Raw genomic sequence first — 12,798 nt, 5'->3', positions numbered from 1 at the left:
CGACGGGTGTCGTGCGGGCCCTCCCGGTCGGCTCGGTGAGCCTGCGTCAGCCGTTGCGCTTCCAGCGCGGCTTGTCCTCGCGGCGGCCGAAGGAGCCGCCGCCGCGGTGGTCGTCACGACGGCCGTACGGGCGGTCGTGGGAGCCGGAGTGGAAACCGGGGCGGTCGCCCTGGCGGTCGCGGTTGAACGGACGGTCGCTGCCGCGGTGGCCGCCGCGGTCGTCACGGCGGAAGCCGCCACGCTCGCCGCGGTCACGGTCACGGTTGAAACCGCCACGGTCGTCCCGACGCTCGAAGGAACGCCCACCACGGTCGTCCCGACGGTCGTCACGGCGGAAGCCGCCACGGTCGTCCCGACGGTCACCACGGTCACGGTTGAAGCCACCGCGGTCGTCCCGACGCTCGAAGGAACGCCCACCGCGGTCGTCCCGACGGTCGTCACGACGGAAACCGCCGCGGTCGTCACGACGCTCGAAGGAACGCCCACCACGGTCGTCCCGACGGTCGTCACGACGGAAGCCGCCACGGTCGTCCCGACGGTCACCACGGTCACGGTTGAAGCCACCGCGGTCGTCCCGACGCTCGAAGGAACGCCCACCACGGTCGTCCCGACGGTCGTCACGACGCTCGCGCCGCTCGTACGGCGCCGGGGCCTCCGCACGCTCCACGCGCTCGGTCCGCTCGACGTCCCGCGCGGTCGGCTGCTCCGGCAGCGAGACCTCGGCCTCGGCCGCCTCGGCGACCACCGTCTCGACGTCCTCGCCCCGCTCGCGCGCGACCCGGGCCAGCAGGCGGTCGGCCTCGTCGCGCAGCTCGGAGGCGCGGCGCTGGGCCCGCTCCAGCTCCTTGGTGAGCTGGGCGACCTCGCGCTCGGCCTGCTGCGCGGAGTTGCCCGCGGACTCGGCCTGCACCTCGGTCATCGAACGGGCGCCGGTGATCTCGGCGACCTCGGGGTCGAAGGCGGCACCGCCCTGGATGATGTGGCGCGTGGCGTCGACGCCCGCGTCCTCCATCAGCCGGAAGATCTGGCGGCGCTGGTGCGGCAGCGACAGGGAGACGACGGTGCCGGTGCGGCCGGCGCGGGCCGTGCGGCCGGCGCGGTGCAGGTAGTCCTTGTGGTCGCCGGCCGGGTCCACGTTGAGGACCAGGTCGATGCCGTCGACGTGGATGCCACGTGCGGCGACGTCGGTGGCGACCAGGACGTTGACGTAGCCGTCCTTGAAGTCGGCCAGGGTGCGCGTGCGCGCGCCCTGGGTCATGCCGCCGTGCAGCGCGTCCGCCTTCGCGCCCGCGTCGCGCAGCTGCTCGGCGACGCGGTCGGCGCCGAGCTGGGTGCGGACGAAGATGATGGTGCGGCCCTTGCGGGAGGCGATGGCCGCGGTGACCGGCGCCTTGTCCTTGGGCTTCACGACGAGGATGTGGTGCGACATGGTCGTCACCGCGCCCTGCGCCGCGTCGACCTCGTGGCTGACCGGGTCGTTCAGGTACCGGTCGACGAGGGTCTTGATCTCGTTCTCCATGGTGGCGGAGAACAGCATCCGCTGGCCGCCGGCCGGGACCTGGTCGAGCAGCTCGGTGACCTCGGGCAGGAAGCCCAGGTCGGACATCTGGTCGGCCTCGTCGAGGACCGCGATCTGCACGTTCTCCAGGGAGCAGGCGCCGCGGTTGATGATGTCGCGCAGGCGGCCGGGGGTGGCGACGAGGATGTCGACGCCGCGCTCGAGGGCGTAGATCTGGTTGCCCATCGAGGTGCCGCCGCAGACGACCTTCATCTTCAGGCCGACGACGTCGCCGTACGGCTGGAGCGCGTCGGCGACCTGCATGGCCAGCTCGCGCGTCGGCGTCAGGATGACGGCGCGCGGCTTGTGCTTCTCGGTGCGGCCGCCGGCCAGCGTGGCCAGGGTCGGCAGACCGAAGGAGAGGGTCTTGCCGGAACCGGTGCGGCCACGGCCGAGGATGTCCTTGCCGGCCAGGGCGTCCGGGATGGTCGCGGCCTGGATCGGGAAGGGGGTGGTCACGCCGTTCTGCGCGAGCTTGCGCACGACGCCCTCGGGCAGGCCGAGGTCGGCGAAGGTGAGTTCGGGGGCCGCCTCGGGGGCGGGGGTGACGTCGGTGTCCTCGATGTTCTCGATGTTCTCGGGCACGACGACGTGATCAGTACTGGCGATGGGCATACGAATGCGAAACCTTCCGGAGTCTCTTCGGCACGCGCCCGTCAACTCCGTGATTCGCAGTTCGCAATTACGACCGCCTCGATGCGGTCCACCACGGCAAGGGAGAGAGTACGCGCCACACGGCGCGCTCTGCAGTGGCGCCGGGCAAATAGGATCAAACGATCTGCCACCATACGCACCCGGCACCCCCAATAGCAAATCGGCAGGTGAGAGCGGGGTCCGACGGGCGGGGAAGCGCTGGAGAAGAGGGCTTAGACCGGCGCCCCCGCTTCCGGCGCCGGCTCCCGCTGCGCCAACTGCGTCTCGGGCGGCTGGTGCGCCGACGAGGACGGCTCCGCCTGCGTCGGCTCCGGTGTGACCGGCGGCTCGGGCGGCTCCGGCGTGGGCTCCGGATCGGGCGTGCGCGAGGGCTCCGGGGGGACGGGCCCGTCGTCCGGGGTCGGCTCCGCGGGCCCGTCCGGCCCGCCGTCGGCCGGCGCGGACCCGCTCGCCCCGGCGGACGGCGAGGCTTCGGCGGACGCCGCCCTCGCGGCCTCGCCCTTCTTCCCCTTGCCCCGGTGCCCCTCGCCCCTGCCGTCCCCGCGCGCCCCGTCGGCCGACGCGGCGCCGTACCCGGCACCGCCGCCCGACACCGTGGCGCCCCCGTCCGGCGCCTCACCGCCCGGCCTCCCCGCGGAGTGCGACGGCCCGCCGCTCCCGCCCGCACCGTCCTCACCCACACTCATGCAGCCGGCGGCAGCGGCGACGGCCACGACCGTGGCGGCCAGGCGGACGGGTACGTACAAGCGGCGCACGGGGCCACCTCCGGTTGGAGTACAGGGTCAACAACCCCAACTCCCACCACCCACAAGAAGACACGCGCACGGCACAGGGGTGTCGTCCGGATCCGGCCGCGGACGCGGGGTCCGGCACGCCCCCACGCTCTCCCACGCTCGACCGCGCTCGCGCGGGAGGGGCCCGCCGCGCCGACTCCCTCCCCCGCCTTGCAGCCGCACGCGCCGGACCCCGCTCACCGGCGCCGACGAGGTACTGCTGATGCCCTACGGCCGCGTCCGAACGACCCCCTATCCGTAGCCGAGCGCGTGCAGCCGGGCGTCGTCGATGCCGAAGTGGTGGGCGATCTCGTGCACCACCGTGATCTCCGTCTCTGCGACGACGTCCTCCCGGGACTCGCACATCCGCAGCGTCGGCCCCCGGTAGATGGTGATCCGGTCCGGCAGCACCCCCGCGTACCACTCGCCCCGCTCCGTCAGCGGAGTCCCCTCGTACAGCCCGAGCAGCTCCGGATCGTCCGCCGGCGGCTCGTCCTCCACGAACACCGCGACGTTGTCCATCAGTCGCGTCAGCTCCGGCGGGATCCGGTCCAGCGCCTCGGCGACCAGCTCCTCGAACATCTCGCGCGTCATCTCCAGCACGAAGCCATTGTCGGGTACGAGCCGTCCGTACGAGTTGCGTACGGCCCCCGCATATCCGGCCACCGACTTGGGCATACGGGACCAATGGCCCGCGTCCCCTCCGCCGTCCTGAACGCCCTCCACCGCCTTCCACGGGTCCTGCGGGCCCCCAGCCGCCGCCGGCGCTCCCGCCGGCCCACCACCGCGACGCTCACCCTCACCCCGCAGCCGCGGCCCTGGGCGCGTGCGGCCGGTCTCGTCGCCGTGGTGGTCCTCGGTGCCTGGCTCGGGCTGCTCGTCGTCGGCAACGTCCGCGTCCCCGTGGGCCCCATGGACACCACCATGACCCTGCGCCCCTCCGTCACCGGCGGCACGAAGATCAACATCTCGCCCCTCGGAGACCTTCAGCTCGCCAGCCACACGGCCCCCGTCCGCCTGGACGTCAACGTCGACCAGCTCGACCCCGAACGCTCCCAGGCCCTCGTCGACCACCCGGAGCGCCTCTCCGGCCTCCAGGACGAGGTGACCGAGGACATCGCCCGCGGCACCGCCGACCTCGCCGTGCGCTCCTGCGTCGCCGTGGTCACCGGCGCCACCGCCCTGGGCCTCCTCGTCTACCGCCGCCCCCGCCGCGCCCTCGCCGCCGGCGGCCTCGCCCTCGGCCTGCTGGCCGCGTCCGGAGGCACGGCGTACGCCACCTGGAACCCCGACTCCGTCCTGGAACCCAAGTTCTCCGGGCTGCTCTCCTCCGCCCCGTCCCTGGTCGGCGACGCGCGCAGCATCGTCACGGAGTTCGACGTCTACCAGAAGGAGCTGGCGCGCCTGGTCACCAACGTGACCAAGCTGTACGACGCCACCTCCACCCTCCCCGCCTACCAGCCGGACCCGACCACCCTCCGCGTGCTGCACGTCTCCGACATCCACCTCAACCCGGCCAGCTGGAAGATCATCGCCTCGCTGGTGGAGCAGTACCGGGTGGACGTGATCGTCGACTCGGGCGACACGATGGACCACGGCACCGCCGCCGAGAACGGCTTCCTGGACCCCGTCGAGGACCTGGGCGCCCCCTACGTCTGGGTGCGCGGCAACCACGACTCGATGATCACCCAGCGCTACCTCGAAGGCCTGAAGAACGTCCACGTCCTCGACGACGGCAAGGCGAAGACCGTCGCCGGGCTGCGCTTCGCCGGCATCGGCGATCCGCAGTTCACCCCCGACCGCTCGAAGAGGACCGGGGCCGAGCAGTCCCAGGAGCTGGCGGGCGCCCGGCTCGCCTCCGCCCTGCGCGACCAGCGGACCGCCGGCACCCCGGTGGACGTGGCGGTCGCCCATGAGCCGTCGGCGGCGCGCGAGGTCGACGGCACCGTGCCGCTGGTGCTGGCCGGTCACATCCACCGCGAGGAGACGGAGGTCATGAAGTACGGCACCCGGCTGCGCGTCGAGGGCTCCACCGGCGGCAGCGGCCTGCGCGCGATCGAGGGGAAGTACCCGGACCCGATCGAGACGTCGATCCTCTACTTCGACCGCGACACGCGCCGCCTCCAGGCCTGGGACTCCATCGAACTGGGCGGTCTCGGCCTGACCACGGCGGAGGTCAGCCGCCACCTCCCGAAGGAGAACCAGCCGGGCGCGACCACCTCGCCGTCCCCCTCCTCCGGAACCCCCTCGGCCACCCCCTCGACGCCCTCTCCGTAAACCGTTTTGGCGAACACTCCCGACAGCACGTATGCTTCTCACGTCCCCGACGCGCTGAGAAGCGCCCAGGCGGGCCGATAGCCCTCATCGTCTAGCGGCCTAGGACGCCGCCCTTTCAAGGCGGTAGCACGGGTTCGAATCCCGTTGGGGGCACGCACCACCCTGTGCGACACTGTCGTACGACACGCTTGGTCCTGTGGAGCAGTTTGGAGTGCTCGCCACCCTGTCAAGGTGGAGGCCGCGGGTTCAAATCCCGTCAGGACCGCTGGTGTTTCACGTGAAACACCTCGGCTGGGTAGCTCAGTTGGTACGAGCGATCGCCTGAAAAGCGATAGGTCGCCGGTTCGACCCCGGCCCCAGCCACAGCAAAGGCCCCGATCATCGATCGGGGCCTTGTTGTGTGTCCCCTCGCATGAGCCCCTCACAGGGGCCCGTACATGTGCCCCGGCAAAATCATTGGCCGCGAATTTTCGCGGGATGAGATCCTGGAGTCCGTATGTCTACGCACTCTGCCCCCGCTCTCGGCTCCCTCGCCTCCCGCCTCACCGAGCTGTCGCTGCGCGACGCGCACCGGCTCGGACGCAGGCTCGAAGGCGCGCGCAAGATCCGTAAGCCGGAGGCCCGCGACGCCGTGCTCGCCGAGATCGAGGCGGAGGTCGCCGGCTCCGAGGAGCGGATGGCCGGGCGGCGCGCCCGGGTGCCCGCGGTCACGTATCCCGAGCAGCTCCCCGTCAGCCAGAAGAAGGACGCGATCGCCGAGGCGATCCGTGATCACCAGGTGGTGATCGTCGCCGGTGAGACCGGGTCCGGCAAGACCACGCAGATCCCGAAGATCTGCATGGAGCTGGGCCGGGGCGTCCGGGGCATGATCGGGCACACGCAGCCCCGTCGTATCGCCGCGCGCACGGTCGCGGAGCGGGTGGCGGAGGAGCTGGACACGCCGCTGGGCGAGGCCGTCGGCTGGAAGGTCCGCTTCACCGACCAGGTGAACCCGGACGCCACGTTCATCAAGCTGATGACGGACGGCATCCTGCTCGCGGAGATCCAGACCGACCGCGAGCTGCGCGCCTACGACACGATCATCATCGACGAGGCGCACGAGCGGTCGCTCAACATCGACTTCCTGCTCGGCTACCTCGCGCAGCTGCTGCCGAAGCGCCCTGACCTCAAGGTCGTCATCACGTCCGCGACCATCGACCCGGAGCGTTTCTCCCGGCATTTCGGGGACGCGCCGATCATCGAGGTCAGCGGGCGTACGTATCCGGTGGAGGTGCGGTACCGGCCGCTGCTGGAGGAGGACTCCGACGACGCCGACCGCGATCAGATCACCGCGATCACGGACGCCGTCGAGGAGCTGATGGCGGAGGGGCCGGGCGACGTCCTGGTGTTCCTCTCCGGTGAGCGGGAGATCCGGGACACCGCGGACGCGCTGACGAAGAAGCGGTACCGGTCGACCGAGGTGCTGCCGCTGTACGCGCGGCTGTCGCACGCCGAGCAGCACCGGGTGTTCCAGCAGCACAGCGGCCGCCGGATCGTGCTGGCGACGAACGTGGCCGAGACGTCCCTGACCGTGCCGGGCATCAAGTACGTCATCGACCCCGGATTCGCCCGCATCTCCCGCTACAGCCATCGCACCAAGGTGCAGCGGCTGCCGATCGAGCCGGTCTCGCAGGCCAGCGCCAACCAGCGCAAGGGCCGCTGCGGCCGTACGTCGGACGGCATCTGCATCCGGCTGTACAGCGAGGACGACTTCCTGGCCCGTCCGGAGTTCACGGACGCGGAGATCCTGCGCACCAACCTCGCCTCGGTCATCCTGCAGATGACGGCGGCCGGCCTGGGCGAGATCGAGAAGTTCCCGTTCATCGACCCGCCGGACCACCGCAACATCCGCGACGGCGTGCAGCTGCTCCAGGAGCTGGGCGCGCTGGACGCGGCGCAGAAGGACCCGCGCAAGCGGCTGACGCAGACGGGGCGGAAGCTGGCGCAGCTGCCGGTGGACCCGCGGCTGGCGCGCATGGTGCTGGAGGCCGACAAGAACGGCTGTGTCCGTGAGGTGATGGTCATCGCCGCGGCCCTGTCCATCCAGGATCCGCGGGAGCGGCCGGCCGACAAGCAGACGCAGGCCGATCAGCAGCACGCCCGGTTCCGGGACGAGTCCAGTGACTTCCTCGCGTACCTCAACCTGTGGCGGTACGTCCGCGAGCAGCAGAAGGAGCGCGGGTCGTCGTCGTTCCGCCGGATGTGCAAGCAGGAGTACCTGAACTTCCTGCGGATCCGCGAGTGGCAGGACATCTATACGCAGTTGCGCACGGTCGCCAAGCAGATGGGCATCCACCTCAACGAGGAGGACGCCCCCGACGACCGTGTCCACGTCTCCCTGCTGGCCGGTCTGCTGTCGCACATCGGCATGAAGGACGTGAAGGAGTCCAAGGACTCCGGTCCGGGCGCCGGCCGCAAGGACGGCGGACGCAACGAGTACCTGGGCGCGCGGAACGCCAAGTTCGCGATCTTCCCGGGTTCGGCGCTCTTCAGGAAGCCGCCGCGGTTCGTGATGTCGGCCGAGCTGGTGGAGACGTCCCGGCTGTGGGCGCGGGTCAACGCGAAGATCGAGCCGGAGTGGGTGGAGCCGCTCGCGGAGCACCTGCTCAAGCGCACGTACAGCGAGCCGCACTGGGAGAAGGACCAGGCGGCCGTGATGGCGTACGAGAAGGTCACGCTGTACGGCGTGCCGATCGTGGCGCAGCGCAAGGTGAACTACGGCCGGATCGACCCGGAGGTCTCCCGGGAGCTGTTCATCCGCAACGCGCTGGTCGAGGGCGACTGGCGGACGCACCACAAGTTCTACGCCGACAACCGGAAGCTGCTGACCGAGGTCGAGGAGCTGGAGCACCGCGCCCGGCGCCGGGACATCATGGTCGACGACGAGACCCTGTTCGACTTCTACGACCAGCGGATCCCCGAACACGTGGTGTCGGGGGCGCACTTCGACTCGTGGTGGAAGCACAAGCGGCACGAGCAGCCGGACTTCCTCGACTTCGAGCGGGAGATGCTGATCCGTGAGTCGGCGGAGGCGGTCACCAAGGCGGACTACCCGGACTCGTGGCGGCAGGGTCCGCTGAAGTTCCGGGTGACGTACCAGTTCGAGCCGGGTGCGGACGCGGACGGTGTGACGGTCCACGTTCCGCTCCAGGTGCTGAACCAGGTGACGGACGAGGGCTTCGACTGGCAGATCCCGGGGTTGCGCGAGGAGGTCGTCACGGAGCTGATCCGGTCGCTTCCCAAGCCGATCCGGCGGAACTACGTGCCGGCGCCGAACTACGCGAAGGCGTTCCTGGAGCGGGCGGTGCCGTTGCAGGAGCCGCTCACGGTGACGATGGCCCGTGAGCTGAAGCGGATGGTCGGGGTGCCGTTCGAGGCGGAGGACTTCGACTGGTCCCGGGTTCCGGACCATTTGAAGGTGACGTTCCGGATCGTCGACGAGCGGCGCCGCAAGGTCGCCGAGGACAAGGACCTGGAGGCGCTCAAGCTCCAGCTGCGGCCGAAGGCCCGCAAGGCGCTGTCCCAGGCTGCCGCCGCCACGGCGCAGCGCCAGGGCGGCGAGTCGCTGGAGCGCGAGGGGCTGACGGACTGGACGATCGGCTCGCTGACCCGCGTGTTCGAGACGCGCCGGGCCGGACAGCCGGTGAAGGCGTATCCGGCGCTGGTCGACGACGGCGACACGGTGTCGGTGCGGCTGTTCGACACGGAGGCCGAGCAGGCGGAGGCGATGTGGAAGGGCACCCGCCGGCTGATCCTGCTGGGGATTCCGGTGAACCCCGCGAAGTTCGCGTCCGAGAAGCTGACGAACGCGCAGAAGCTGGCGCTGTCCGCGAATCCGCACGGTTCGGTGCAGGCGCTGTTCGACGACTGCGCGACGGCGGCGGCGGACCGGCTGATCGCCGACTTCGGCGGGCCGGTGTGGGACGAGGAGTCGTTCCGGAAGCTGTACGACAAGGTCCGCGCGGAGATCGTCGACACGACGGTCCGCGCGGTGGGCCAGGTGCAGCAGGTGCTGGCGGCGTGGCAGGCCTGTGAGCGCCGTCTGAAGGGCGTACGAAGCCCCGCGCTGCTGCCCAACCTCCAGGACGTACGGGGGCAGCTGGACGGGCTTGTGCGGCCCGGTTTCGTGACGGAGGCGGGGCTGCGGCGGCTGCCGGACCTGATGCGCTACCTGGTGGCCGCGGACCGGCGCCTGCAGCAGATGCCTTCGAACGTGCAGCGGGACAGCACGCGCATGGCGAAGGTCCATGAGATGCGGGACGAGTACGCGTGGCTGCTGGAGCAGTTGCCGCAGGGGCGGCCGGTGCCGCGGCAGGTGCTGGACATCCGCTGGATGATCGAGGAGCTGCGGGTCAGCTATTTCGCCCACGCGCTCGGCACGGCGTACCCCGTGTCGGACAAGCGGATCGTGAAGGCGATCGACGCGGCGGTGCCGTAACGGCACCCGCACGCAGGGTGAGTTCGACCAGGAGGCTCCGACTCCTGTACAGTCCTTCTCGCAGCGCAACGCAGGAATCGCACTGCGAAACCTGGTCCTGTGGAGCAGTTTGGAGTGCTCGCCACCCTGTCAAGGTGGAGGCCGCGGGTTCAAATCCCGTCAGGACCGCAGTAACCGTGAGGCCCGCACCCCGCAAGGGATGCGGGCCTTACGCATGAGCGCCCCGCCTCACCCGAGGCCGCGCCCTGCGGCGGAGCCGCGAACGGACACAGCACATCCCGTCAGGACCACAGCCAACGCAAGCACCCGCCCCTTCGAGGGGCCCCGGGCCTCCCGCACGAGCGCTCCCAAGCCAGGCCCGCGCCCGCAAGGGACACGGGCCTTCCTCATGAGCGCCCCGGCCCGGAGCCCCGATCGGGTACGGCGGACCCCGTCAGGGCCGCCCTACGCGCAAGGCCCGCACCCACGGGAGACACGGGCACTCCACATGGGCCCGCCACCCCGTGCGGGGCCCCGTGCCCTCCGCATGACAGGAGCCCGGGTCCGAGGACCCGGGCTCCCTCGCGCGTGCGGGGCGCCGTGCGCCCCCCCTGCCGTCTTGACGGGTCCGCCGTCCCTCGGTACTCCAGGAAGCAGGGCACGACTCCGTGTTGCCCCTCGGAGGTGGCGTATGGCGGCATCGGCCAGGCACGAGACACGGGCGCTGCTCCGTGCGCATCTGGCGGCCGCGTCGTCGTACCGGCACCTCACCCGGCACTGCCCGATCTGCCACCGCCTCCTGCGGCTGGCGATGGACACCCCGGACACCTCCCGGCCGGCCGGGGAACAACCCGGCCCCAACGCCCGTTCCCTCTAGCGCATATGCCACAGGCTCAACAAGCCGACTGGTATGTGACGGGTGTCACCGTATGAGTTTTGGGAAGTGCAGTACTTACACCTCCCCTACAACAGGTCAATTTAATATGTGCAATTGCACCACTCGGAGAGGTCCGCACCGGCCGGCACACAGGCGATCCCCCACCCGCCCCCAGAGTCCGACAAGCCCGCGCACAGAGCGCCCCCGGGAGCCCGCCAGGGCCGGACCCGCCCCCTCACGAGCGCACAAAAAAGATCGCGCCGGACCCGGCGGGGTCCAGCGCGATCGACGACGCACCCTTGTTCAGTTGCCTGGAAAGCTCTGATCAGCTTGGGCGAGGGGCCTGTTGGGGCAGTCCCCGCGTCGCTTGGAGCCAGGGTTCCCGGGCGTCTCGGCCGGTGGGGGACCAGCCGGTGCTGCCCGGTTCATGCGGTTGTTCAGGCCTCGCTGCGCTGCTGCGGAATGCCCGCGAGCAGTGCGCGGACCTCGGCTTCGCGGTAGCGGCGGTGCCCGCCGAGCGTGCGGATCGACGTGAGCTTGCCTGCCTTCGCCCAGCGAGTGACCGTCTTCGGGTCGACGCGGAACATGGTGGCGACCTCAGCCGGGGTCAGCAGCGGCTCGGCATCAGGGGTGCGAGCGGTCATGAGCGGCCTCCTCGGGAGAACCGAACCTTCTCGGTTCTTTCCTCTAAATTCTGCACCTTGACCCGCGTTGCCCGAAATGGCGGACGCGAGTCGAGTCGGTTATAGGACGAACGGCTTGTCCTCGGCACTACAACTACACCATCTGTCCAGCCACGTCGGCCAAACCGATGGAATTGCCCTCCCAGGTGTTCATCAGCCGCGGAAGCCGATGGACCATGCCATAGCGGACAGTCACGTCACTGTGACGATCAGTCACAGCAGCGATCAGGAGTCACCGGACCCCCCAAAGCGTGCATTACCGAGAATCCGCCCATAGTTGAGCACAGCAGGACGGAAGAGTCCTCCCCGGACTCCTTGTCCTATTTTGGCATGAGGGTGGGCAAGGGGCGCAAGGGCCACGTAAGTGCGGTCCGTCACGCTTGACGCGCTTGGGACATACGCCCGGATCGGCCTCTACGTCCGTTGTCGGTCCCGCGCTGACGGAACCTCAGACACCTCAGGGCGAAGACAAAACCCCAAGAACGGCGTTTGGTCAAACGTCAGTTCGCCGAACGCAGGTCGCGGACCGACCGCCAGCGCTCCACGAGGCGCCCGTAGGCCTCCCCGGCGCCCTCCCCGTCACCGCGCCGCAGCGCCGCGATCCCTTCGGCCACGTCCGCCGCCGAGTGGTCGCCCTCGAGCGTGCCGGCCGGCAGGGCGTGCACCAGTCCGCCGTAGTCCAGCTCGACCAGCGAGCGCGGATGGAACTCCTCCAGCCAGCGCCCGACGTCCACGAGGCCGTCGATCAGCAGGCTCTCGTCCACGGCGTCCCTGAGCGCCCGCAGCCCCCGCGCCACCCGCCGGCGGGCCTGGACCATCGGGGTCCGGTAGCGCAGGACGGGGTCCTCGCCGGCGGTCCCCTTGACGTACTCCCGCTCGTCGTCCGCGAACAGCACGAACCAGTTGATCGGCACCTGCCAGGTCGCGGTGCGGATCCACGGCCGGGCGTCGGGATGACCGGCCAGCCAGCGCTCGTAGTCCCGGGTCGCCTGGTGCCGTACGACCGGGGGCAGGAGCGCGTCCAGGACCGGCGGCGGGAAGTCCTCGGCGAGCTCGCCCAGGGCCTGCCAGCCGCGCAGCCGGGTGCGCCAGGGGCAGACGCAGACCACGCCGTCGGCCTCCAGCACGAACGCGTCGTCGCTCTCGTGCACCGGCACCGCCATCGGCGGGGTGGGCGCGAGGTCGGCCAGGGACCGGCGGAGCTCGTCCTGGCAGGAGGGGCGGTCGGGGCGGCGGGCGTAACGGGCCCAGTGGCCGCGTTCCGGCTCCGGGAAGGCGGCCAGTGGTTCGTACACGCGCAAGTAGGTCGCGTAGGGGACGATCACCGAGGACACCTTGGGCACGCCTGCTCCCTCCCCCGAAGGCCGTCGCGAAAACCTGCCGGGCCCCCGCCCGGACGGGTGGGAAACCCCTGCAAACCGTCGCACGGCGGTACTCCGGACGGAGGTGATCCGGGACACGGTGCCGCCGACCGGCGCGTAAGGATCTAATCTCGTGCCACGGTCCCCGCCACCTCTACG

At 70.7% G+C, this 12,798-nt stretch carries 8 protein-coding genes and 4 tRNA genes; 7 read left to right on the top strand and 5 right to left on the bottom strand.

Going from position 1 to position 12,798, the window contains the following annotated elements; genetic code table 11:
• Positions 1-46 precede the first annotated feature (46 nt).
• From ACFV5H_RS33960 to ACFV5H_RS33950, 3 genes are all read right to left on the bottom strand, one after another.
• Positions 47-2,173: a DEAD/DEAH box helicase gene (locus tag ACFV5H_RS33960; protein WP_385198631.1), complete on the bottom strand. Its 2,127-nt coding sequence runs from the start codon at positions 2,171-2,173 to the stop codon at positions 47-49.
• A 251-nt stretch (positions 2,174-2,424) separates the two neighbouring features.
• A complete protein-coding gene (locus ACFV5H_RS33955) occupies positions 2,425-2,967 on the bottom strand; it encodes a hypothetical protein (RefSeq protein ID WP_385056389.1) in 543 nt (180 codons plus the stop codon).
• Between the two features lie 270 nt (positions 2,968-3,237).
• Positions 3,238-3,588, bottom strand: coding sequence for a metallopeptidase family protein (locus ACFV5H_RS33950; RefSeq protein WP_159534388.1), 351 nt, complete (start codon positions 3,586-3,588; stop codon positions 3,238-3,240).
• An 84-nt stretch (positions 3,589-3,672) separates the two neighbouring features.
• Here ACFV5H_RS33950 and ACFV5H_RS33945 point away from each other — a divergent pair, with 84 nt between their 5' ends.
• From ACFV5H_RS33945 to ACFV5H_RS33915, 7 genes are all read left to right on the top strand, one after another.
• The gene (locus tag ACFV5H_RS33945) at positions 3,673-5,262 is read left to right on the top strand and encodes a metallophosphoesterase (RefSeq protein WP_385056392.1); all 1,590 of its coding nucleotides are present in this window, start codon (positions 3,673-3,675) and stop codon (positions 5,260-5,262) included.
• 80 nt (positions 5,263-5,342) lie between these two features.
• Positions 5,343-5,415 (top strand) — tRNA-Glu (locus tag ACFV5H_RS33940).
• 37 nt (positions 5,416-5,452) lie between these two features.
• Positions 5,453-5,527: transfer RNA gene (locus ACFV5H_RS33935), tRNA-Asp, on the top strand.
• A gap of 24 nt (positions 5,528-5,551) precedes the next feature.
• Positions 5,552-5,625 (top strand) — tRNA-Phe (locus ACFV5H_RS33930).
• A gap of 133 nt (positions 5,626-5,758) precedes the next feature.
• On the top strand, positions 5,759-9,739 hold the full coding sequence (gene hrpA, locus ACFV5H_RS33925) for an ATP-dependent RNA helicase HrpA (protein ID WP_385056394.1): 3,981 nt from the start codon (positions 5,759-5,761) through the stop codon (positions 9,737-9,739).
• A 93-nt stretch (positions 9,740-9,832) separates the two neighbouring features.
• A tRNA-Asp gene (locus ACFV5H_RS33920) sits at positions 9,833-9,907 on the top strand.
• Positions 9,908-10,409: 502 nt separating this feature from the next.
• Entirely contained in the window at positions 10,410-10,595 is a 186-nt protein-coding gene (locus ACFV5H_RS33915; RefSeq protein WP_385056397.1) for a DUF6274 family protein, read from the top strand.
• A gap of 437 nt (positions 10,596-11,032) precedes the next feature.
• Here the strand turns inward: ACFV5H_RS33915 and bldC are convergent, their stop codons facing one another.
• Positions 11,033-11,239: a developmental transcriptional regulator BldC gene (bldC, locus tag ACFV5H_RS33910; RefSeq protein ID WP_003949541.1), complete on the bottom strand. Its 207-nt coding sequence runs from the start codon at positions 11,237-11,239 to the stop codon at positions 11,033-11,035.
• Positions 11,240-11,778: 539 nt separating this feature from the next.
• Entirely contained in the window at positions 11,779-12,621 is an 843-nt protein-coding gene (locus ACFV5H_RS33905; protein ID WP_385198629.1) for a hypothetical protein, read from the bottom strand.
• Positions 12,622-12,798 lie beyond the last annotated feature (177 nt).

This window comes from Streptomyces sp. NPDC059787, assembly GCF_042732315.1.
Classification (GTDB): Bacteria; Actinomycetota; Actinomycetes; order Streptomycetales; family Streptomycetaceae; genus Streptomyces; species Streptomyces atrovirens.
Note: the sequence above shows the minus strand (reverse complement) of the source record. Positions and strands in the feature narration are given on the sequence as shown.

Coding starts and splice junctions, on each gene's coding strand:
- bldC (WP_003949541.1), bottom strand. CDS start 11,239: ATGACCGCTCGCACCCCTGATGCCGAGCCGCTGCTGACCCCGGCTGAG.
- ACFV5H_RS33915 (WP_385056397.1), top strand. CDS start 10,410: ATGGCGGCATCGGCCAGGCACGAGACACGGGCGCTGCTCCGTGCGCAT.
- ACFV5H_RS33960 (WP_385198631.1), bottom strand. CDS start 2,173: ATGCCCATCGCCAGTACTGATCACGTCGTCGTGCCCGAGAACATCGAG.
- ACFV5H_RS33945 (WP_385056392.1), top strand. CDS start 3,673: ATGGCCCGCGTCCCCTCCGCCGTCCTGAACGCCCTCCACCGCCTTCCA.
- hrpA (WP_385056394.1), top strand. CDS start 5,759: ATGTCTACGCACTCTGCCCCCGCTCTCGGCTCCCTCGCCTCCCGCCTC.